18 protein-coding genes and 2 pseudogenes are annotated in these 21,557 nt (G+C 67.9%); 10 read left to right on the top strand and 10 right to left on the bottom strand.

Annotation, left to right across the window (positions count from 1 at the left end; all coding sequences use genetic code 11):
• The first annotated feature begins 109 nt into the window (after positions 1 to 109).
• The 6 genes from SCAB_RS36995 to SCAB_RS36970 all read left to right on the top strand — a co-directional run bounded on the left by SCAB_RS36995 (position 110) and on the right by SCAB_RS36970 (position 9,657).
• Positions 110 to 1,357: an ABC transporter substrate-binding protein gene (locus SCAB_RS36995; RefSeq protein ID WP_231885169.1), complete on the top strand. Its 1,248-nt coding sequence runs from the start codon at positions 110 to 112 to the stop codon at positions 1,355 to 1,357.
• Positions 1,358 to 1,521: 164 nt separating this feature from the next.
• Complete coding sequence (locus SCAB_RS36990; RefSeq protein ID WP_006378862.1) at positions 1,522 to 2,508, top strand: carbohydrate ABC transporter permease; 987 nt, start codon at positions 1,522 to 1,524, stop codon at positions 2,506 to 2,508.
• 89 nt (positions 2,509 to 2,597) lie between these two features.
• The gene (locus SCAB_RS36985; protein WP_006378596.1) at positions 2,598 to 3,419 is read left to right on the top strand and encodes a carbohydrate ABC transporter permease; all 822 of its coding nucleotides are present in this window, start codon (positions 2,598 to 2,600) and stop codon (positions 3,417 to 3,419) included.
• 127 nt (positions 3,420 to 3,546) lie between these two features.
• The gene (locus tag SCAB_RS36980) at positions 3,547 to 5,382 is read left to right on the top strand and encodes a glycoside hydrolase family 3 protein (RefSeq protein WP_006378679.1); all 1,836 of its coding nucleotides are present in this window, start codon (positions 3,547 to 3,549) and stop codon (positions 5,380 to 5,382) included.
• Between the two features lie 43 nt (positions 5,383 to 5,425).
• A complete protein-coding gene (locus SCAB_RS36975) occupies positions 5,426 to 7,843 on the top strand; it encodes a glycoside hydrolase family 3 N-terminal domain-containing protein (RefSeq protein WP_223786224.1) in 2,418 nt (805 codons plus the stop codon).
• Positions 7,844 to 8,043: 200 nt separating this feature from the next.
• Positions 8,044 to 9,657 (top strand): GH35 family beta-galactosidase, encoded by a 1,614-nt coding sequence (locus SCAB_RS36970; protein WP_006379260.1) that lies wholly within the window; start codon positions 8,044 to 8,046, stop codon positions 9,655 to 9,657.
• Here SCAB_RS36970 and SCAB_RS36965 read toward each other — a convergent pair.
• The 7 genes and pseudogenes from SCAB_RS36965 to SCAB_RS48780 all read right to left on the bottom strand — a co-directional run.
• Positions 9,651 to 10,421 carry an SDR family NAD(P)-dependent oxidoreductase gene (locus SCAB_RS36965; RefSeq protein WP_010354077.1) on the bottom strand — a complete coding sequence of 257 codons (771 nt, stop codon included), beginning with the start codon at positions 10,419 to 10,421 and terminating at the stop codon, positions 9,651 to 9,653. The genes SCAB_RS36970 and SCAB_RS36965 overlap by 7 nt on opposite strands.
• Positions 10,422 to 10,476: 55 nt before the next feature.
• Positions 10,477 to 13,374 carry a glycosyl hydrolase gene (locus SCAB_RS36960; RefSeq protein WP_006378968.1) on the bottom strand — a complete coding sequence of 966 codons (2,898 nt, stop codon included), beginning with the start codon at positions 13,372 to 13,374 and terminating at the stop codon, positions 10,477 to 10,479.
• Between the two features lie 181 nt (positions 13,375 to 13,555).
• Positions 13,556 to 13,741, bottom strand: a complete 186-nt coding sequence (locus SCAB_RS36955) for a hypothetical protein (RefSeq protein ID WP_006378702.1) — start codon at positions 13,739 to 13,741, stop codon at positions 13,556 to 13,558.
• Complete coding sequence (locus SCAB_RS45575) at positions 13,683 to 13,931, bottom strand: alpha/beta fold hydrolase (RefSeq protein ID WP_231885298.1); 249 nt, start codon at positions 13,929 to 13,931, stop codon at positions 13,683 to 13,685. The genes SCAB_RS36955 and SCAB_RS45575 overlap by 59 nt, the downstream gene beginning before the upstream one ends.
• 243 nt (positions 13,932 to 14,174) lie before the next feature.
• Positions 14,175 to 14,978 carry an IclR family transcriptional regulator gene (locus SCAB_RS36950; protein ID WP_010354078.1) on the bottom strand — a complete coding sequence of 268 codons (804 nt, stop codon included), beginning with the start codon at positions 14,976 to 14,978 and terminating at the stop codon, positions 14,175 to 14,177.
• Between the two features lie 224 nt (positions 14,979 to 15,202).
• A complete protein-coding gene (locus SCAB_RS48785; RefSeq protein ID WP_306080762.1) occupies positions 15,203 to 15,637 on the bottom strand; it encodes an FAD-binding protein in 435 nt (144 codons plus the stop codon).
• Positions 15,638 to 15,833: 196 nt separating this feature from the next.
• Positions 15,834 to 16,136 (bottom strand): annotated as a pseudogene (locus tag SCAB_RS48780) (FAD-binding protein); the annotation flags it as partial.
• A 264-nt stretch (positions 16,137 to 16,400) separates the two neighbouring features.
• Between SCAB_RS48780 and SCAB_RS36940 the strand changes: the two are divergent.
• Complete coding sequence (locus tag SCAB_RS36940) at positions 16,401 to 17,402, top strand: MarR family winged helix-turn-helix transcriptional regulator (RefSeq protein ID WP_006378900.1); 1,002 nt, start codon at positions 16,401 to 16,403, stop codon at positions 17,400 to 17,402.
• Here the strand turns inward: SCAB_RS36940 and SCAB_RS36935 are convergent.
• Together SCAB_RS36935 and SCAB_RS49115 are read right to left on the bottom strand one after the other, a co-directional pair.
• Positions 17,389 to 17,685 (bottom strand): oxidoreductase C-terminal domain-containing protein, encoded by a 297-nt coding sequence (locus SCAB_RS36935; protein WP_006378921.1) that lies wholly within the window; start codon positions 17,683 to 17,685, stop codon positions 17,389 to 17,391. The two genes, SCAB_RS36940 and SCAB_RS36935, sit on opposite strands and share 14 nt — an antisense overlap.
• A 703-nt stretch (positions 17,686 to 18,388) precedes the next feature.
• Complete coding sequence (locus SCAB_RS49115) at positions 18,389 to 18,514, bottom strand: hypothetical protein (protein ID WP_010354081.1); 126 nt, start codon at positions 18,512 to 18,514, stop codon at positions 18,389 to 18,391.
• A 102-nt stretch (positions 18,515 to 18,616) separates the two neighbouring features.
• Here SCAB_RS49115 and SCAB_RS48070 point away from each other — a divergent pair, with 102 nt between their 5' ends.
• The 3 genes from SCAB_RS48070 to SCAB_RS36910 all read left to right on the top strand — a co-directional run bounded on the left by SCAB_RS48070 (position 18,617) and on the right by SCAB_RS36910 (position 20,132).
• The gene (locus SCAB_RS48070) at positions 18,617 to 18,910 is read left to right on the top strand and encodes a hypothetical protein (protein WP_037727451.1); all 294 of its coding nucleotides are present in this window, start codon (positions 18,617 to 18,619) and stop codon (positions 18,908 to 18,910) included.
• A 165-nt stretch (positions 18,911 to 19,075) separates the two neighbouring features.
• On the top strand, positions 19,076 to 19,696 hold the full coding sequence (locus SCAB_RS48065) for an enoyl-CoA hydratase/isomerase family protein (RefSeq protein ID WP_010354083.1): 621 nt from the start codon (positions 19,076 to 19,078) through the stop codon (positions 19,694 to 19,696).
• 64 nt (positions 19,697 to 19,760) lie between these two features.
• Complete coding sequence (locus SCAB_RS36910; protein ID WP_010354084.1) at positions 19,761 to 20,132, top strand: hypothetical protein; 372 nt, start codon at positions 19,761 to 19,763, stop codon at positions 20,130 to 20,132.
• A gap of 97 nt (positions 20,133 to 20,229) precedes the next feature.
• Here the strand turns inward: SCAB_RS36910 and SCAB_RS36905 are convergent.
• Positions 20,230 to 21,105, bottom strand: a pseudogene (locus SCAB_RS36905) (helix-turn-helix domain-containing protein); the annotation flags it as partial.
• Between the last annotated feature and the right edge of the window lie 452 nt (positions 21,106 to 21,557).

The raw sequence follows: 21,557 nt of genomic DNA, 5'->3' as shown, positions 1-21,557 counted from the left end.
CTCAGGAGCGTGGTGCGGCCGGGGGGGGCGGCTCCTTGCCGCCGCAACATCGCGGCACACCGCCTGGAAATAAGGAGTACAGATGCGATCCATTCGAAGGTCCCTCGCTGTGCTTGCAGCGGTCGCATTGACCGCCGTCACCGCCGGGTGCGGATCCAGCGACGAGGGCGATGCCGGCGGCAAGATCACCCTCAACGTCTCGACGTTCAGCGAGTGGGGTTACAGCGGCCTGCTGAAGGAGTACCAGAAGCTCCACCCCGACATCACGATCAAGCACAACCGCTTCGCCACGAGTGATGAGGCCAAGGAGCAGTTCCAGACCGCGCTCGGCGCGGGCTCGGGTCTCGCCGATGTCATCGGTGTCGACAACAGCTGGATGCCGCAGATCCTCAAGTACCCGGACAACTTCGTGGATCTCTCCTCACCGAAGGTCGAGGGCCGCTGGCTGGACTGGACAACGAAGATCGCCACCACGGACGACGGCAAGCTGCTCGGATACGCGACGGACCTGGGACCGCAGACGATCGCCTACCGCGCCGACCTGTTCAAGGAGGCCGGTCTGCCGAACGACCGCGAGGAGGTCGCCAAGCTCTTCGGTGGCGACAACGCGACATGGGACGACTTCTTCGCCGTCGGCGAGAAGTTCAAGGCCGCCAAGACAGGTCCGGCGTTCTACGATGCGTCGGCCTCGGTGGCGACCGGCTGGACCGACCAGTACGAGGTGCTCTGGGAGGACCCCAAGAACGGCGAGATCATCGCCGGCGAGAACAAGGACCTCCGGAACATCTACGACACCGTGATGTCGCATGAGGGCCTGTCCGCAGACCTCGCGCGGTTCAGTGAGGACTGGGTCAGCGCATTCCAGAAGGACAAGTTCGCGGTGATGCTCGCGCCTTCGTGGATGCTCGGCGTCATCAAGGGCAATTCGGCCGGGGTCAAGGGCTGGGATATCGCCGACGTCTTCCCCAACGGCGGTGTCAACAGCGGCGGTTCGTACCTCAGCGTGCCGAAGCAGTCCAAGCACCCCGAGGAGGCGCAGGCGCTGGCGGAGTGGCTCACCGCCCCGGAGCAGCAGATGAAGGCGTTCAAGGCGTCGGGCAACTTCCCCAGCCAGGTCGAGGCCCAGAAGAGCCCTGAGATGCAGAAGGTGACCGAACCCTTCTTCAACGATGCGCCCGTAGGAAAGGTCCTCGCCGAGCGCGCGTCGAACATCAGCGTGGTCCCGTACAAGGGTGACAACTACTTCGCGATCACAGCGGCATTCAACGACGCGGTCAACCGTGTCTCGGTCGACAAGACCCACTCCGCCAAGGAGTCATGGGACATGTTCGTCGAGGGACTGGACTCGCTGAAGTGATCGGTTCGTCCGCGCGCTCGGGGGCGCCCTCCGCGGACGGCGCCCCCGATTCACCATCGGAGGAAGAGCGCATGGTCCGTCCGGCAGGGAGCGCGTCACCCCGTGGTGATGCCTCACCTCCACACACGCCCTCGCCCTGGCATCAGCGTCTGGGCCGCTGGGACATGAAGGCGTCGCCGTACGCCTATATCTCCCCGTTCTTCATCCTGTTCGGGATCGTCGGCCTGTTCCCGCTGCTGTACACCGCCTACGTCTCGCTGCACGACTGGGACCTCATCGGTGGGCAGAGCGAATTCGTCGGGCTCGACAACTTCACCTTTATCCTCGACCAGCCGGTCTTCTGGGATGCGATGGGCAACACCGTCAGCATCTTCCTGCTCTCGACGGTCCCCCAGATTCTGATCGCCCTCGTACTTGCCAGCCTCCTGCACGCGAACATTCGTGCGCGCACCTTCTGGCGGATGGGGGTACTGCTGCCGTACGTGATCGCTCCGGTCGCCGTGACGCTGATCTTCTCGCGCATGTTCGCGGACCAGTCCGGTCTGGTGAACGCGCTTCTCGAGCAGCTGGGCATGGATCCGATCGGATGGCACCGGGACAGCCTTCCGGCGCACATCGTCATCGCAAACATGGTCAACTTCCGGTGGACCGGCTTCAACACCCTCGTGCTGCTTGCGGCGATGCAGGCGATCTCCCGTGACCTGTACGAGGCGGCGATCCTCGACGGCGCGGGGCGGATTCGACAGTTCTTCTCCGTCACGGTGCCGTCCGTGCGTCCGACGCTCATCTTCGTCGTGATCACGTCCACGATCGGCGGGCTGCAGATCTTTGACGAGCCGCGTCTGTACGACACGCAAGGGCTCGGCGGCAGTTCAGGGCAGTGGAAGACGATCACTCTGTACCTGTACGAACTCGGCTGGAACCAGCAGCGACTGGGCCGTGCAGCGGCCGTCGCGTGGCTGCTCTTCCTGCTGATCATCGCATTCGCTCTGGTCAGCAACTGGCTGTCGCGCCGCATCGCTTCCGGAGACGACGCCACGGCCGGCTCCCGGCAGACGCGCCGTGCCGCCCGACGCAGCGCACCGAGCGCAGCAGCTCGTACGCCCGACTCCTCCGCACCGTCCGGTGCCACGCCCGGGAGCAGCACGTGACCCCTCCTTCCATCCCATACATCGAGCAGACGTCCGGTCGTGGAGCCGCCCGTGCGGCGCGCCGTCGGCGTGGACGGAACGACGGCGCTGTGCGCCGACCGGGAAAGACGACCTACGTCATCCTCACTCTGGTCGCGCTCATTTCGATCTTCCCGCTCTACTACGCGCTCCTGCTCGCGTCCTCGACGTCGGCAGAGGTCGCGCAGAACCCGATCCCCTCGCCGATCCCGGGCGGGCAGCTGGCCGACAATCTCACGCGGGTCTTCGAGTCGGACATCGACCTGCCGCGCGCGGTCTGGAACTCGGTCTTCGTCTCGGTGACAACGGCCCTCGCCGTCGTGTTGGTGTCCACGTTGGCCGGCTTCGCCTTCTCGAAGCTCCGGTTCAAGGGACGTGCCGGCCTCCTCACATTCGTGGTGGGCACCATGGCGGTACCCACTCAGCTCGGGGTCGTGCCGTTGTTCATCGTCATGCGCGAGATGGGCCTGACGGGAAGCCTCTGGGCGGTCATCATCCCCGGTATCGCCTCCGCCTTCGGCGTGTTCTGGATGACGCAGTACCTCCAGTCGGCGCTGCCCTATGAGCTCATCGAGGCAGCCCGCATCGACGGGGCATCAACGTTCCGGATCTTCCGCTCCATCGTGCTGCCGGCCGCCAGGCCCGCGGCCGCCATGCTGGGCCTGTTCACCTTCATCGGGGCGTGGACCCAGTACTTCTGGCCGTCGATCGTGCTCGGCACGACCAATCCGACACTCCCCGTCGCGCTGCAACTGCTGCAGGCCGGGTTCTTCAAGGACATCCCCCTCATCATGACCGGCGTTCTCGTGTCCGTGGTGCCGCTTCTCGTGCTGTTCGCCGTACTCGGCAGGCAGTTGGTCGCAGGCGTCATGCAGGGAGCCGTCAAGGGGTGACCCGCCCGCACCGCACTGCCGGACCGGGACATGTGCCGGTGCACTGACACGGTGCACGGCCCCGACCGCCCCGAGGGGGCCTGCACCCAGGCCCCGGGAACGAAATCGAGAGGAACTCCCACCACTCATGCCTGCGACGACTGCATCGGGCAGTACCACCTTCCGCGATCTCAACGGCAACGGGCGCATGGAGCCCTACGAGAACCCGCGGCTCAGCGCCGAGGAACGCACGGAAGATCTGTTGACCCGGCTCTCGCTCGAAGAGAAAGTCGGTCTGCTCTTCCACACAGTCATCGAGATGGGCCCGGGAGGCACCGTCCTCGAAGAGCCCGGTGCGATCAGCAAGTCACCCACCAGCGAGGTGATCCTGGGCAGGGGGATCAGCCACTTCAACACGCACCGAATCGAAGACCCTCGGGCAGCCGCACGGTGGCACAACGCGATCCAGCGGCTCGCAGAGAAGACCCCGCACGGCATCCCGGTCACGATTTCCAGCGACCCTCGACACGGATTCCTGGAGAACATCGGGGCTTCCTTCACTGCAGGTCCGTTCTCGCAGTGGCCCGACGCCCTCGGCCTTGCGGCACTGCGCGACCCGGACACCGTGCGCGAGTTCGCGCGCCGGGTGCGCGAGGAGTACCGCGCCGTCGGCATCCGCATGGCACTGCATCCTCAGGTCGACCTCGCCAGCGAACCCCGCTGGGCACGCCAACTCCAGACGTTCGGCGCCGACACCGATCTCGTGGTCGCCTACACGCGCGCGTACCTCGAAGGTTTCCAGGGCGCGGCGCTCGACTCAACGAGCATCGCCTGCGTCACCAAGCACTTCCCCGGCGGCGGCGCGCAGCTGGACGGCGAGGATGCGCACTTCCCGTACGGTCGCGAGCAGGTCTACCCGGGTGGTGCGTTCGAGGAGCACCTCCGTCCGTTCGTCACCGCCGTCGAGCACGGCACCGCCGCGGTCATGCCCTACTACGGCATGCCGGTCGGTCTTGAGATCGACGGCGAACCGATCGAGGAGGTCGGGTTCGGGTACAACAAGCAGATCCTCACCGGGCTGCTGCGCGAGCGGCTGGGCTTCGACGGGCTGATCGTCACGGACTGGGAGCTGGTGAACGACAACCACGTCGGGGACCAGGTCCTGCCCGCACGCGCGTGGGGGGTTGAAGAGCTCGACGCCCGCGAGCGCATGGTCAAGATCCTCAATGCCGGCGCGGACCAGTTCGGCGGTGAACAGTGCACGGATCTCCTGCTTGAGCTCGTACGGGATGGCGTCGTCCCGGAGAGCAGGATCGACGAGTCGGCGCGCCGCGTCCTGCTGATCAAGTTCCGGCTCGGTCTGTTCGACAACCCTTTCATCGACGAAGATGCCGCCGTGGCCGTTGTGGGCAACGCCGAGACCCGGCGGGTCGCCCTGGAGACACAGTCCCGTTCCGTCACCGTCCTGAAGAACTCCGTGGTCGAAGGAAGGCCAGTGCTTCCGCTCGCCGTGGGCGCGCGCTTGTACGCGGAGGGGATCGATCCGGAGGTCCTCGGCCGGGAGTTCACCCCCGTGACGACGCCGCAGGAGGCAGAACTGGCCATCGTGCGCATCGACGCACCGTTCGAGCCGCGGGACGACCTGTTCCTGGAGTCGTATTTCCACCAGGGGTCTCTTGACCTGCCCCCCGGCCTCGTACACCGACTGCGTAGGATCGCCCACTACGCCCCGCTGATCGTGGATGTCGCCTTGGACCGCCCGGCCATCCTCACGCCGCTCGTCGACGCGCTCGCCGGACTGACCGTCACCTTCGGTGTCTCGGATGACGCTCTGCTCACCGCCCTCACCGGCCGCATCGCTCCGGAGGGCAAACTTCCCGTCGAGCTTCCGCGGTCGATGCAGGCCGTACGAGAGTCCGCGCCGGACGCGCTGGCGGACACCGCCGACCCGCTGTTCCCCCTGGGATCGGGGCTGGAGATCTGATGTCCCGTTCGTGGAACCCGCACTCGCACAGAAGGATCACGTCATGACCGACGCACGTTCCCGCGCCATCGAGTTGCTCGGTCGCATGACCCTGCACGAAAAGGTCGCGCAGCTGACGTCGCTGATCCCGACAATGCTCTTCGACGCCAAAGGCATCCGCCCGGACGTCGCCGCGGCCAAGCTGGCGAATGGCATCGGCTACATCGAACCGCACATGGGGGGCTTTCCGGCGAACGCGGCCGAACTCGCCCGGCTCAACAACGCGGTACAGCGCCACCTGGTCGAGAACACCCGCCTGGGCATTCCCGCGATCATGCACATCGAGGCGCTGAACGGTGTGAACGCCCCCACCTTCACATCCTTCCCCACCGCGATCGCCCTCGCGGCCACCTGGGACACCACCGGGGTGGGCGAGATGGCCGCACTGACCCGTCGGCAGATGCGATCCGTGGGCCTGCACCACGCCCTGTCGCCGCTGCTCGACATCGCCCGCGACGCGCGATGGGGCCGAGTTCACGAGACGTACGGCGAGGATCCATACCTGGTCAGCGCGCTGGGAGTGTCCTTCGTACGCAATCTTCAAGGCGAGTCGCTGCTGGACGGGGTCATCGCCACCGGCAAGCACTTCCTCGGCTACGCAATGAGTGAGGCCGGTCTCAACATGGCGACCGTGCCGATGGGAGCGCGCGAGCTGCGGGAGGTGTACGCGCGCCCCTTCGCCGCCGCCATCCAGCTCGCGGGACTGGGCTCGATCATGAACTCGCTCGCCGACTGGGACGGAGTGCCCGCTGCCGCCGACCCTCGGGTGTTCCGCAAGATGTTGCGCGACCAACTCGGGTTCAACGGCACCGTCGTGTCGGACTGGCTGTCGATCGAGAACCTCGTGACCCATCATCGCGCCGCGCGCGATGCACGCGAAGCGGGCGTGCTCGGCATGCGGGCCGGCATCGACGTGGAAATGCCCGAGCCGTTCGGCTACGGCGACAACCTCGTCGAGGCCGTCCGCGACGGCGAGATTCCCGAAACGACCGTCGACGAGTCGGTCCTCCGCGTACTGACGCACAAGTTCCAACTGGGCCTGTTCGAGAACCCCTACGTGGAAACCGACCCGGTGGAGATCATGTCCGTGGCGCAGGAGGGCCGCGACCTCTCCCTGCGTCTTGCGCGCGAGTCCGTCACGCTCCTCAAGAACGACGACGGGGTGCTCCCACTCAGCGGCGCCCCGCGCATCGCGGTCGTCGGACCTCATGCCGAGGCTGTGGGCACGGCCTTCGCCCCGTACACCTTCCCCTCCTTCATCGAGCTGACCCGAGCACTGCTGAACGGCAAGACGAGTTCCATGGTCGGTGTCGAAAACCTCGACTCCTTCGGCCCCGACGACGCCTACGTGCACGAGGAGATCGGCGACCTGCTCGCCATGAGCGAGGACGAGTTCGCGAGGTCGCGCTACGAAGCGGTCTCCCTGGCGGACGCCCTCCAAGCCGCGCTACCCGACTCCGAAATCCTCGTCGCAACTGGATGCGGAGTCACCGACGGGGCCGAGGGGATCGGCGCGGCAGTCGACGTCGCGCGTGATGCGGATGTCGTGGTCCTGGCACTGGGCGGCGTGGCGCGATGGTTCTTCGGTGAACGGACGGAGGGTGAGGGTGCGGACACCGCCGATGTGACGCTGCCGGATGTACAGCGTCGGCTCGTGCACGAGATCGCCGCGCTCGGCAAGACGACCGTCGGCGTGATCTTCTCGGGCCGCCCTCTCGCCCTTGGTGACGTCGAGCCCGAGCTCGACGCCATCCTGCTCGGGTACTACGGCTCGCAGTTCGGCACACCTGCCGTCGCGGAGATCCTCAGCGGCACGGCCGAGCCGCAGGGCCGCCTGCCGTACACGATCCCCCGCTCCAGCGGTCAGGTCCCCCTCCATGCGGGCCAGCGGTTCGGCAGCGGATACCGCCGTCGGGAAGGCGATCCGCACGGCGGATACGTGGACGAGTCCGCGGCACCGCTCTACCCGTTCGGGCACGGCCTGACGTATACCGAATTCGTCTACTCCGACCTCCAGCTGAGCAGCACGTCGATCGCACCCGACCGCACCGTCGAGGTCACCGCGACCGTCACGAACACGGGCGACCGCCCAGGCGTAGAACTCATGCAGCTCTACGTCGAGGACGATGCGCCCGGCGTGTCGAGGCCGGCGCTCCAGCTCGCGGGGTTCCATCGCCTCGAACTGCAGCCAGGGGATCAGGCGACGGTGAGATTCGCTCTGGAACTCCCGCTGCTGGCCTACCTGTCCCTGGACGACAGATGGGTCGTGGATCCGGGCCCGATGTGGATCTCGGTCGGCTCGTCGTCGAGTGACCTTCGCCTGCGCGGTCGCCTGGACGTCGTCGGTGACACCGTGGACGTCACGCGACGGAGGGTGTACCTGACCCACTCTGCACGGACCGCTCCTACGACGGGAACGTGACACGCGAGACCGCCGCCCCGCCAGCAGCCCGTGGGGAGCGGACCTGACACCGCTCCCCACGGGCCTTCGCCTGGCCAACTATCCGGCATCGCGCCGCACCCCTGGGACGGCGATGGCTGAGAGCGCCGGCAGCGACCTGGCGCCGTCCGCCGCCCTCGCCCGAAGACACCGCTCAACCGGAAGACATCGATGGGAGCCCCTTGCAACACCACGGCATAGACCAGGCCACGGGCCAGCTGATCGTCGGCGGTACGCCGTACCTGATCCGCGGCATCGAGGTCCACAACTCCACCTCGTCCCACGCCGACTACCTGGAACCCGTGTGGAAGCGGTGTGCGGACGCAGCGGTCAACACCGTTCTTGCACCGGTCAGTTGGGAGCTTGTGGAACCGACGGAGGGAGAGTTCGACTTTCACTTGGTCGACGCCATGCTCTCCGGTGCGCGCGACCACGAGCTCAAGCTGGTGCTTCTCTGGTTCGGCAGCTGGAAGAACGCTTCGTCGAGCTACGTGCCGGCCTGGGTCAAGCTCGATCCGGTCCGTTTTCCGCTGCAGGTCGACGAGGCCGGCGATCCGCTGGACAACCTCAGCCCGTTCTCCACGAACAACCGCGACGCCGACGCGGCCGCTTTCGCGGCCTTCATGGAGCACCTCGCACGCGTCGACGGCCGCGAGAAGACCGTGATCATGGTGCAGGTCGAGAACGAGGTCGGGCTGCTCGGGGCACCGCGCTCCTACGGAGCGGACGCGGCAGCCGCATGGGCGGCTCCCGTTCCGGCAGCCCTTGCGGAAGCACTGCGCAACGGAGCCTCCCCGTACGTCCAGGCCCCGGACGAGCCGTCCACCCCGACGTGGGACCTCCTGACGGGCGACTCCGACCGGAAGGCCGAGTTGTTCATGGCCTGGCACTACGCCTGCTACATCGAGCACGTCGCCGCCGCAGGCCTGGCCCGCTACGACATCCCGCTGTTCGCCAACGCCTGGCTGGACTCGAGCGTGCCGAACGGATCGGAGTCCGCGAACATCGCCGTCGCCGGCGGCAGCGCGCCGGGGGTGTTCCCCAGTGGGGGGCCACTACCGCATGTCAGCGCTGCCTGGAAGCTGGCCGCTCCCTCGCTCGCGTTCCTCGCCCCAGACGTGTACTTCGGCGACTTCGACATCCCGTTCAAGCGCTACGCGGACACGAACACCACCTTGTTCGTGCCCGAGATGCGCGCCGACTGCCACGGGGTCTCGCACAGCTTCCTCGCCATCGGACAGTACGGTGCCATCGGGGTCTCGCCGTTCGGCTTCGACTCCCTCGACGATGACCGCACGGTGGAGCTGCGCCGTATCTATGCGCAGCTCGCGGCGCTGGAGAACGACATCCTTGCCGCACAGCCGCGAGGGCGCGTGCGCGGCTTCCGGGTCCCGGCCTCCAAGGAGGAGACGTTCGCCCTCGGCAAGTACGAGTTCGTGATCAGGGCCTATCCGGAACACGGCAACGGCGAGCGGTTCGGCTATGGGCTCCTGCTGCAGTTCGACGACGACGTGTTCATCGCCGTCGGCGACAACTTCACGGTCTGCCCGCGCTCGCCGGACGGCCGGCCGGTGGCCATCTTGCAGGCGGACGAACTCGTGGCAGGCACGGGCCGGCTCCGTCCGCGAAGGCGCCTCAATGGTGACGAGACGTTGTCCGGCACCGGCATCAGGATCGCGGAGCACCCGGCCCCGATGCACGGTTTCATGGCGACCAGCGGGATCCCGTCAGGGGTGGTGAGGTTCTCGCTGTACTTCCCCGGGGCGCCGAGGGGCACCGCCGCCCCGGACTACTGATGGGTGCCGCCGTCAATACGGATCTCCGTGCCGGAGATGAAGGCGCCGTCGTCGGAGATGAGCGTGGCCACGACTGCTGCCACCACCTCCGGCGACCCGTAGCGCTCCCGGACTGCGGGAGTGAGCTTCGCGAAGAGGCTCCAGTCGGTGTCCTCCGGCACCAGTGACGCGAAGTTCTCGGTCATGGCGCTGACGATGCCGCCAGGGCAGATGTTTACCGCGCGCAAGCCCTGCTTGGCGTACTCCTGGGCGATGCTGTGCGTGAAGGACAGGATCCCGCCCTTGCTGGCGGAGTACGCGGCCAGGAACGGATGGGCGAACTGGGCTGACGTGGAGCTGAAGTTGACCACGACGCCGTTACCCGTCTCCAGCAGCGCGGGCAACGCGGCCCGGGTGACCAGGAACGTGCCCGTGAGGTTCACGGCAAGGACGCGGTTCCACAGCTCGAGCGAGCACTGGTGTGTATGCGCTCCGCGCAGCATGCCGGCGATGTTCACGAGCGCGTCGAGCCCGCCGAGGGTGGCAATCGTTTCACCCACGACGTCGACGACCGCGTCCGCGTCCGCCACGTCCAGCGCCGCGGTGACGAGCCGCTCGCCGGTGCCGGCCTTCGCGGCCAGGCCGGCGGTCCCGCTGAGCCCCTCTTCCTCGATGTCCGTCGCGACGACCGCCGCTCCTTCCTCGAGCAGCCTCAACGTCGTCGAGCGTCCGATGCCCGAAGCGGCTCCGGTGACGAACACGCGTCTGCTGCTGAGTCGTTCCATGAGGTTCCTCCAGGTCTCGACGGTGCGCTTGCCCTGGCCGCGAATCGCCGCCCGCTCATTCCGGGATCGGTACCTGGCGGTACGGCGCGATACGGACCGGCCCCATGAGGCCGTATTGCTGCCGGGGCTTCTCGGCCTGACCCGGGAAGCCTTCCGTGACCCGAAGGCGATTGCGCAGCGGTGTCGCCACCCGGACCGTGATGCTGTTGTCTCCTTGCTTCACGTAGCCACTGAGATCGATCCGCCGGCCGACCTGGTCGGACGGTGGCAGCGTCGTGCCGTTGACCGTCACCTCGAAGGTGTCGGTGACCTGTCCGAGGTCGAGGTAGGCCCCGTCCAACCGCACGAGCCGTACCGTGGTGCGATAGGTGCCGACCCCGGAGACGTCCTCAAGGCCGGGGATGGCGGACCAGGGTGCAAGGCGGTTCAGGTGATGCTCGTGCTCGCTGACTTCGAGCTTGCCGTCCGGGCCTCGGTGCCAGTCCTCGACGGAGAGCTCCCACACGTTCAGCTCCTGGGCTGCCCCGGTGGGAGGAACGGTCACCCTCCGTTCGGAGCCGTCGTCAAGCTTCACGGTGTACGAACCAGCCGTTGAGCCCCGCAGGAGCAGACCGCCACCGGGCGCCGTCACGACCTCTCCGCCCGTGGTGGCGACCACATGACGGGCACTGCCCGGTACGAGAACGATGATGGTGGATTCGCCGGGTGCGAGCCGCACCGGGACTGTGATCCGCCCGCGTTCTGTTCGGTACTGGGCGACTGAGGTGACCGTGCCCGTCCAGGCATCCAGTTCGTAGGGGGTGCCTCGGCCCTCCAGGGCGACCTCCTCGGACACGGCTCTTTCCGAGGAGTTGTGCAGGTGATACAGCGCGCCTCGCGACAGTGTGCGACGCAGGGCGAGCACGGCGGGAGCGACGCGCGTGTCCGCTGCGGGACGGATGCCGAGCACCTCGAAGACGGCGGGCAACCCGCTCGGTTCGGCGACGTGGCGTACCGAGGCCTGCTTGAGCAACAGGTCCATCAACTCGGCCAGTGCCGCATCCTGCTGTGCCGCCCGGTGGGCGCCAGGCGTGCGGGTCGGCGGCGCACCGACGATCACTACGGGCAGGCCGCTGCGGGCGTGCGACAGCAGCAGTCGGGCGGTGGCTATGGGCAACGTGGGCTGGCGGTCGAGGATCAGCGCACGATAGGCGGGTCCTTCCGGGGCAAGGCGCCGGTCACGTACGCGGGTTCCGTCGAGTTGTGCCGGGCCGGCGAAGTCGTAAGTGAAGCCGTCCAGCCCGGCCGGGATGCGCATGCCGGTCCCGTAGGCGTGGCGGTAGACGACCAAGTCCACCGAAGGCCTGCCCTGGCGCAGGGCGAACTGCGTGCGCGCAGTCCAGTCGACGATCTTGCCGGTGTCGTTCCACGTGGGCTGGCGCGGCCCCCATGCCTCGGAGAAACCGTTGCCGCCCTGGAGGGTGAACGGTGAGAAGCCGGGCCAGGTGGTTCCCAGGCCCGCCTCGGTGGCGAAGCCGTGATAGACGACCTGGTTGACACCGTGGGCGAAGGCGGCGTTGAAGTGCTTGAGCATCTGCGGCCAGGTCTGCGCGTACGCCTCGCCGTAGATCGCGCAGCCTTCGAGCGAGAAGACGCGCTGCCCGGACAGGTGCACCGCACCGGACGAGAGCCATCGGTATGGCTCGTCGGTGTAGTCGGGCGCCGCGCCGAGCGACTCGGTCTCGTTGATGTCGAGGGCCGCGCCGATCGTGGGAACGTCGGTGGTGGTGCCGTAGGGCTGGGCCCGCAGTCTCAGGCCCATGGCGTGCGCCCAGGACTTCAGTGGCTCGACGTGCTCACTGATGTACAGGTCCGTGAGCGTGTGATAGTAGTCGTCGCGGACGCGGGCGCCACTGTCGTCGGTGAACGCGAAGTCCGGGGTGTCGTCGGGTGTCACGCTCGTGTACTGCCGGTGGATCCGGTCGATGAACAGCACCGGCAGGTTGTCGATCAAGGAGTAGCCGCGCAGCTTCTTGAAGCGCGCCGGAAGTTCCCGGGACCAGTGCTGGGCGGAGTCCAACTCCAGGGAATCTTCGAAGAGATCCCCTCCGTTGTCCTGCAGCAGACTGCGCAGGCGGGGCGTCAGGACGCGCTCGTCCCAGTAGCTGGTTACTGCCCGGGTACCGGCGGCACTGAAGTGGTCGACGACATACGCCGCCTCTGTCGTGGCGGCCTGGCCGACGACGGCGGCCTGGCCGGTGCCGCGCTGCCAGAACGCGAACAGCAGCCACTGCCCATCCGCTGGGGCGGTCCAGGCGAGGGTGCCGTCGCTCACCCGTCCTGTGAGGTCGATCCGGGAAGCCCGCTCGAGCAGTACGGGCTTCGCGTCGGTTGGGCCCGCGCAGCGAAACGCCTGGACCGCTATCAGGGTTTGCTCGGTGACGCCCGCGTGCGGCTGCGGGGCCGCCGGCACGGGCCCGTCGTATGCTTCGCCGCCCGCAAGGACCGCACGCCCGTAGGCGATCTCCTGGGCTGCTTCCGGGCTGTCCGGCGACAGCCCGGGGGCCACCAGCGGCCAGGCCGGGCCCACGGTGAGATCGATGCGCACCCCGTGCCTGTGACCGGCGGCGACCGCCTGCTCCAGGCGCTCGGTGAGCACAGCGCTGCCCCAGCCGTACTGCTGAGCGTCGGCGGTGACGATGCACTGGATCTCGACTGCGCCGAAACCTCGGCCTGCGATCGCCTCGATCTCCGCGTCGATGGTTTCCGCCGCGATCTCTCCGCACGGCCACCAGTAGCGGATCTTCGGCCGGGCATTCGCAGGCGGGTGAGCGAACCGCCGGACGAAGGCGCTGTCCAGCCCGGTCGACGAAGAGGCGGCAGCGCTCTTGGCCCCGGCCCACAAGGTCCCCGTGGGTGCCAGCGTCACCGCGGCCGCGGTCGCACAGAACTGTCTGCGGGAGAAACGGGACACAGCGGCTCCAGATGAAGTGATCCCCGGCAGTCGGGAGTTGGTGTGCCGGGCACCCTTTCATCGCCTGGGCCGTTCGGTGTCGGTCGATCCCGGTGACCGGGAGCGCCTCACGTGGTCCCTCAACCCTCAAGAAGAGGCAGCAGTCCCGCCGTCAGCAAAGTTGCGCCATCCGGCGGGGCGTTCAATCACCCTCGCCGCCGTCGAGCACCTGGTGCAACCAGGCGCGTTCGGCCTGGCTGATGCTGCGGACCATGAGCAGCATGCCGCGGCGGTAGGGATCGGCGGTCTCCTCCGCGGACAGCGGACGATCACCCTCGTAGAAGAAGCTCGCGGAAGTCTCCAGGAACTCCAGCCGGCGCCGCAGCACGGCGTGCTCGCCGGAAGAGCTCCGGTTTGCCGATCGCAAGCTGAAGTGCGACGACTCCGCCCATAGAGTTGCCGACAACGTCGGCCTGCTGCAGTCCGAGCCCGTCGAGCAGCGCTCGCACGGCCCGCGGCGCGGCCAGCATGGGGTGCCTGTCGGTCGGATCGCTGATACCGAAGCCAGGGAACTCCAGGACGAGACAGCGGAATTGCCGCGCAAGCGTCGGCAGGTTGTGCCGGAAGTTGCGCCAGCCGGTGACAACCGGGCCCCGACCCGTGCAGCAGGAGCGGGTCAGAGCGATCCAGAGAAGCGCTTCCTCCCGGGCGTGAACGCCCGGGGTTCCGCGCTAGATCAAGCTGAACTCCCCGGTCGCCGGCAGGGGGACCGGCGACCGGGGTCTGTACAGGGACCAGGAATCTACGCGCAGAGGCGCCGCTCAGGCCGTGCCTACGCGTGCCGTGCGCAGTGCGCTTTCGCCGAACAGGTCCAGAGTGATCCGCTGCGCCATGTCGTACACCAGCGGCGCGATGCGCTCCAGTGGCGACGCGTGCCCGGCGACCAGGGAAATAGCGCCGACCGGACCCTCAGGTCCCCGGATCGCCACGCCGACGCACGCGATCCCCTCGACGCACTCCCCCCGTTCGACGGCGAGCCCTCGGTCACGCCGGATACGGCCGAGTTCACGGTGAAGTGCGGGAAGGCCGTCGACGCTCGCGCCCGTCGCGGCCGGCACCCCGTCGGCGTACAACTCGTCGATCTCTTCCGGCGGCAGCCAGGCGAGCATCGCCTTGCCGAGCGCCGTGCAGTGCGCGGGTGCCCGGCCTCCGACACGGGAGGCGACAGCGGCAGCCCGGCGGCCGCCGACCTTGTCCAGGTACTCGACATACGTCTCGTCGAGGGTGCCCAGATGTACGACGAGGTCAGTCATGACGGCGAGCTCGTGCAGCCACGGCGCGGCGGCCGCGCGCAGATCCGAGTGCCCGCTCTCCCGCGCCCCCCAGGTCCGCACTCGCCGCCCGAGGTGGTAGCCAGAGCGGGTGTGCTCGACCCACTGCAGCCGCACGAGCTGGTCGAGGATGCGGTGCGCGGTCGACCTCGGAAGTCCGGTGCGGCGGGAGACCTCCTCCAACAGCAGCCGGGTCTTCGGTCCCTCGAAGCAGTCCATGATCAACGTCATTCGCTCGACCATCGAGGGCGGTCGCACCGCGACCTCCGGTCGTGACGACAGCGCCAGCGTCATTGTCAGCACCCTTCGGCCACTGGAATTGATTTCAATTCTAGTGACGCCACGGTTACTGCCAAGAGATGTGCATGCCTTTTATCAAGTAATTTTGAGCCCGCTTTCCTCCGCTACAGAATGGAGGAATCGGGCGAAATGGCCCCAACTTGAAGGACAGCTCGGACAGATGACTGTATGCAGCCAAGTAAGGTGTGCGCCCCTCGGGGAGTACCTTGGCAGGGCACTCAGCCCGCGGCGCTCTTCGCCGCGTGCTCCATCGCCAGGTAGCTGAACACCATGGCGGGACCAATCGTGGCTCCTGCCCCGGCGTACTCGTTGCCCATCACCGCGGCCGATGCGTTGCCCGTGGCGTACAGACCAGGGATCACGCTGCCGTCCGGCCGCAGCACGCGGCCCTGAGCGTCCGTCAGTACGCCGCCCTTGGTGCCCAGATCCCCCGCCTCCGATCCGGATCGCGTAGAAGGGTCCGCCGTCAATCGTGTCGAGATTGGGGTTCGGCAGTGAGTGGTCGCCGTAATAGTTGTCGTACGGACTGTCGCCGCGCCCGCAGTCCTCGTCCCTGCCCTTGGCCGCGAAGCCGTTGAAGCGAGCGACCGTGGCCTCCAGGGCGTCCGGCGGGACCGCGATCTTCTCGGCGAGTTCGCGCAGCGTGTCCGCATTCGCCACCAGGCCGCTGCGTAGAACGAGCAGCCACGGCGCGGCGGCCGCGCGCGAGACGACCCGCCAGGCCGCCACGCCCAGCATCCGCCGGGCCTTCCACTCGCGCCGGATCATCATGAGGTTACGCGCTTCGTAGCCCGTGAACCACAGACCGAGCGGCATGGGGACGTCCAGCGCTAGCAACTTCCGCTCCTCGTCCCCCAGTTTGCGGACGTCGATCGGACGCGGCTGGATGGTCCTGCCCGCCGCCCTGCCGCCGGGCAGCTCAGGGTGATAGTCGGAGTAACCGGGACACCAGGAGAACTCCATGTGCCGACTGACGCGATGCAGCATCTCGAGCACCTCGAGCCCGCAGTCGACGTAGGCGTCGATCCGATCGGCCGCGACGCGGTCGCCGACGACAGCCCGCAGATAGTGCCGCACGTCCTCGACATCGTCCGTCTGCCCCTCCTTGCGCGGGGTGGGATTGTTGGGGATCCAGATCCCTCCGCCGGACATCGCGGTCGAGCCGCCGATCCCGGCCGCCTTCTCGACCACGAGCGACGTGAGCCCGAAGGTGTTGGGCCGTGATGGCCCCGACCATTCCGCCGGCCCCGCTGCCGCCGATCAGTACGTCGACCTCGTGGTTCCAAATGGTCCCGTCAGTGCTGGGCACCGCTGCCGACTCTCTGCCACCCGCATGGATGTGCAATGCTTGATAGATGTCCCGTATCTCGGCATACGGGCTGCCGTTCATGGAGTGGTGGGGGAAGGGGAGTCCGCGTGGACCGGGTGCCCGAGGAGCTCGCGCTGGAGAGGGCGACGCTCAGACTCATCAACACGGTCGCCTTCATGTCCGGTACGCGGGCGCACAGCCGCGGGTTGCGAGCGGTGACCGGAACCGAACTGTCGCCCTCCGACCTGCGCTTCATCGAGCTCCTCGGCAGCCGTGGCGCGGTGCCGACCAGCACGGTGGCACGCGAGCTCGGCATCGATCTCGGCCAGACGAGCCGACAGGCGGCCCAGCTCGAGGCTGCCGGACACCTCGTACGCAGCACGGATCCTGCGGATCGCCGCCGGACCCTGTTGGAACTGTCGGAGCCGGCCGCGGCGACGCTCGACCGGTGGCTGCTCGCATGGAGCCGCGACTACCTGGTGGCGGAACCCCGGTGGTCCGCTGACGGCATCGCGGCGCTCGCCGAATGGTTCACGCTCGTGTATGACCGGCTGGTGACGGCGCTGCCCGACAGCCCCCGGTCCGCGGCCGCTGACCGCTGGACGGAGCTTGCGGGTGACGACTACGACGCCGGAACCCGCGCCTTCTTCCGCCCAGTCATCGGAATCGTCACCTGGGTCGGCCAGTCCAGCGGGTTCAACGATCTGCTGGAACTCATCGACGCGCCCGTACGGCAGACCGGGCTGTTCGCCCTCCAAGTGATCCAACGCAGCGGCCCTCTCCCCGTCGCAGAGGTCGCGGCCCGGCTCGCGATCGACCCTTCGCAGGCGAGCAAGCGCCTGCGCCAGCTCACCCAACTGCGGCTGGTGGACCGCGCGGTGGACGGGTTCGACCGCCGCAGCACACTGGTCCGCATCTCGCGCAAGGGGGCGGCGCTGCTCACGCGCGTGCTCGAAGTCCAGCTGACGGTATTCCAGAAGCTGATCGACGACCTCAGCTCCGAGGACCGACAGCGCTGGACGCCCTTGGTCGAGTCGTATGTCACCACGCTGCTCGACGCTCGGGGCTCGACCGGCCCGTCCGGAGGAGATCTGTTCAGCCGGAACTGACCGCATTCGCGGTCACCGCCTTGATGAGCGTCTTCAGCGATACGTCCGGATCCATGAGATCGGAAGCCGCGATCTCCGTTCCGGAGGCCAGCGCCTTCTTCAAGGCCATGAAGTCGGCGGTCGCGTTGACGGCCTCGACAGCCGCCAGTCGCCCGTCCCGGTAGTAGCCGACGAGGCATCTGTCGCGATCGCCGAATTGGCGTGTGACAGCAGTGTCGTCGCTCGCACGCAGTCCGACGATCCGGATGCGCAGGCTGCCCTGATCCGACCAGAACCACGGCACGCACGTGTACGGACGACGCTCGCCGAGGATCGTGGCGGCCGCGGCATCGGGCCGGGCCCTGCGCGGCGAGTTCCACCACGCGCACGCCCGCCAGCGGTCCGCTTCCGGTCGCCATCAGAACCCCTCGGGAGCGGTGCCGACGACGCCCTGCTCCACCAGGCCGGCGTACGCCTCCTCGGTCAGCCCCAGTTCACCGATCAGCACCTCGCGATTGTGTTCGCCCAGGGTCGACGGGCGCCGAGTGAGCCAGGCGGGCCGGCCTCGGTGGCGGAACGGGAGAGTCGGCAACGGAACCGTGCCGGCATAAGGCAGTTCGGCCGTTTCGTACGCGCCTCGTCCTGCGAGGTGAGGGTGCTCGTGCACCCACCGACTGTCGATGGACACGGCGGCGGGGACACCGGCCGCGAGGAGCAGACCGACGACTCATCGGCCTCACGCTCCGCGACCCAGGCGCCGATTCGGGCCTCCACCTCGTCCGCAGCCTGCCGGCCGTCACGGTCGGCTAGGGTTGGATCGGTGCGCCAGTACGTCGCCCGGCTTCCATGCCCGTCTCGACGGCCGCACCTGGCGGGTCGACGGCGCGATGTCGCACGATACGCGCGTGGCGCCGGGCGAGCGCCTGGCGCACCGAAGGGTCGTCCAGGACATACGAGCCATCAGGCGCCTTGGTCTCGGCGGCCCACGCCCGCACACTCGCGAGGATCTACTCGAAGGGCGCCGTGGCCACCACGGCGACGCGTTCGGTGTTGAGCTGACCGGTGATCATGGCCCAGCCGTTGTTCTCCCCACCGATGCAGTTCTCCACCGGCACCCGGACGTTGCGGAGCACTTTCTCCTTAGGGGAACAGGTCTTACTGTGTGGGACACATAACCGCTTCGCTGTTCGCAGGACACCTGCCAACAGCGCAGATGCGGGAGAACTAACGGCTTCATGACAAGCAAATTCCTGATGAGCGGCCGCCTGGAACTCACCGCAGCGGGCGCCCCGGTGACGCCGCTTCATGTCGTTCCGCTCGACGGCATGGACTGGGACGACCCCTTGCTCCCGCCTCGCGTAGCTCCTGCTCCGCTGCTCGTGGGCGTTGCCACCGCGCCGCTCCCACCCGAAGCGGTGCCGGTCGTCGAGCAGCTCACGGTCACCCTCGGCGGCGGACTCGCCCCGTACTGCGCGGGGACTGCTTCGGATGTCGACGCCGTCCGTGCCACGGTCGCCGGCGCTCCGTAGGCTGCGCTGACGCTGGACGAAACGCTCCGAGCGACGCCCAAGGCGACGGTCGCCGAAGGACTGCTCATCGAGTCCCTCTCATACTCGATACTGCTCGGCGCCAGGGAGTTCGCGGCTTGGCGATCGCGCTCCAAGCCGCGCCCCACGGCGGCCTGTGCGGATCCGGTGCTCCTCGACCGGGACGACGGCACGCTACGGATCACTCTCAACAAGCCCAAACGGCATAACGCGTTCGGCCACGCCGTGCGCGACGGGCTGCTCGAAGGGCTGGAGTTAGCGCTCCTCGATCGAAGCGTGGAACACGTTGTGGTGAGTGGCGCAGGCCCGTCGTTCTGCAGCGGTGGCGACCTGGACGAATTCGGCACGGCGCCGGACATGGCGACCGCTCACCTCCTCAGGCTGCACCGCTCCGCCGCGCGTCATGTCGCCGCTCTCGGCGACCGAATCCGCTTCGAGGTGCACGGTGCCCGCGTCGGCGCGGGCGTCGAAGTACCGTCCTTCGCACCCCGCGTGACGGCGGCAGACGACGCGTACTTTCGGTTGCCCGAGCTGGAGATGGGCCTGATCCCGGGAGCCGGGGGCACGGTTGGCGTCACACGCAGGATCGGGCGGTGGCGGACGGCGTATCTCGCGTTGACCGGGCACGCCATCGATGCGACGCCGGCGCTGGACTGGGGACTGGGGGACGCACGTGCCGAGAGAGGGGATCCGCACCGGCGGAGCATGGAGGAACTCCCGTGCCGACACGGTCTTCCGCGACGTCGAGGTCGACGGCCGAAGGGTTGACGTCCACGTACGCGGTGCGACCGTCGTGGCGGTCGGTTATATCACCCCCGTCGCAGGGGCAGAGGTGGTCGAGGGTCATGGCGACGCTCTGCTGCCCGGGCTGCACGACCACCATCTGCATCTCCTCGCGATGGCGGCCGCCGCGTCCTCCGTCGACTGCGGTGTCCACGCGGGCGACCCTGACGGGCTGGCCGCCGCGCTGCGCTCGGCCCCCGGCACCTGGGTGCGCGCCGTCGGCTACCACGAGCGCACAGCGGGCCACCTCGACCGGCAGGGTGCTCGACGCATGGGTGCCCGACCGGCCGTGCGTGTCCAGCACCGCAGCGGGGCCCTGTGGATTCTCAACTCCCCTGCGCTGGCTCTCGTCCACCACATCCTGGACCACTCACCCGAAGTGGAACGCGATGCCGTCGGCCGCCCCACGGGCCGACTGTGACGCTACGACGGCCCTGTTCTCGTATAGCTACGGCGAGGGGGCAAGTAGCTCAGTGTGATTTCAGGGCCTCTGCACGGAAGATTTCAAGTCCAGTGAGACGGTCGTACACCGGAGGGCCGGCGGCTTCTTGCATCCGCTTGGCTGCACTCCGCGCGTGCTTGATCCGGTCCTTCGCTTCAGCCTTGCGACCACCGCGCGCGGCAGAGACAGCAGCGCGCAGTTGCAATGTCCCCCAGGCCCGAACAGCCAGCGGGTCACCGCGGTCGTACTCTCGCTGCACGCTGCGAATCGCCTTGTCGGACAGGGCAACAGAGTCGTCCCAGTCTGCCGTTGCCCACATGTCCCACACGCGCATCCAGTCGGCGACGGCAGGCATCACCGGGTCGCCCGACAGCCGCGCAGACCAAGCAGCTCGTTCGCATGCCATGGCCACCAGCTCCGGGTGTCCAAGCGCGTGCGCGGCAGTGTGGGCGAACTTGCAGCACACCGCGTAGATGGCATACGCCTCTTCCTGCTCATGGCCCGTGGCGACTTCGGCCAGGGCGCGCGCCTCACGGAACAGGTCGGGGAGCACCTGCACGATCGCCACGTTCGCGGCAGCGTCGCGGAGGCGATGCAGGCGGGTGGTTTCCTGCCACAGCTGACCGGCTGTACGGGGCGTTCCGTCGAAGACGGGAGCGAGGTCGTAGCGGCGCAGCTCGCGCATGATCGCGGCGGCAGACACCTGCCACTGGTTCTCGGCCGGTGCGGTGTTGTTGTACGGACGCCCGATCAGGTCGTTCGGGTGTACATGCAGTTCCGAGGCGAGCAGGTTGAGCAGGCCGACGCGGTCGAGTTCGATGTGGCCGCGTTCCATCTTGGACACCCAACCCTGTGTTTTGCCCAGGGCGGCAGCGAGGTCGGCTTGCGTCATGCCAAGGCGGAGCCGTGCGCGACGTGCGCGACGGCCGATCTCTTCGGCTTCTTCCAGCATCAGCGCGCCCCCCTGGGGGTGAGGCGCCAGCGTTCGAGAGGGCGGCGAGGCATCGTGCTCCATCCATCAGGGCTTGTCCCCTTGACGGTACCGAGGTCGCTGGGCCGAGTGTGGAGTGCCCAGGGCAGGAGGTGACTACTTGTGGTGCCTGGGTCAGTCCAGCCCCGACGAACCGGCGGCTGGCTGCCATGGCTCCAGCCCAGCCTGCCGGGCTGCACTCAACAGTTCCCTACGTTGTCTGCGGGACAGGGCGAGCCCTTCGTATGGTTCTTCCACCCAGGGGCGTCGGGCGTGGCTTTCAAAGTTCTGCCGCTTGGGGCAACCAGCGATTGGCCACCCGACGCCCCACGACGACTCGGCTGCCAATTAGGAATTGCGAATGATCGCTCCGTAGGGAATCGACAGCGAGGTCGTCCGTCGGGAGGCACCGAGCACACCCACCGCACGGAGGC

It is taken from the genome of Streptomyces scabiei 87.22, assembly GCF_000091305.1.
GTDB classification, from domain to species: domain Bacteria; phylum Actinomycetota; class Actinomycetes; order Streptomycetales; family Streptomycetaceae; genus Streptomyces; species Streptomyces scabiei.
Note: the sequence above shows the minus strand (reverse complement) of the source record. Positions and strands in the feature narration are given on the sequence as shown.

Bases quoted from the DNA above. Each gene is read 5' to 3' on its own strand.
- SCAB_RS36990 (WP_006378862.1), top strand. From the start codon at position 1,522: ATGAAGGCGTCGCCGTACGCCTATATCTCCCCGTTCTTCATCCTGTTC.
- SCAB_RS36980 (WP_006378679.1), top strand. From the start codon at position 3,547: ATGCCTGCGACGACTGCATCGGGCAGTACCACCTTCCGCGATCTCAAC.
- SCAB_RS36975 (WP_223786224.1), top strand. From the start codon at position 5,426: ATGACCGACGCACGTTCCCGCGCCATCGAGTTGCTCGGTCGCATGACC.
- SCAB_RS36965 (WP_010354077.1), bottom strand. From the start codon at position 10,421: ATGGAACGACTCAGCAGCAGACGCGTGTTCGTCACCGGAGCCGCTTCG.
- SCAB_RS36950 (WP_010354078.1), bottom strand. From the start codon at position 14,978: ATGACGCTGGCGCTGTCGTCACGACCGGAGGTCGCGGTGCGACCGCCC.
- SCAB_RS48785 (WP_306080762.1), bottom strand. From the start codon at position 15,637: ATGCGGACACGCTGCGCGAACTCGCCGAGAAGATCGCGGTCCCGCCGG.
- SCAB_RS48070 (WP_037727451.1), top strand. From the start codon at position 18,617: ATGACAAGCAAATTCCTGATGAGCGGCCGCCTGGAACTCACCGCAGCG.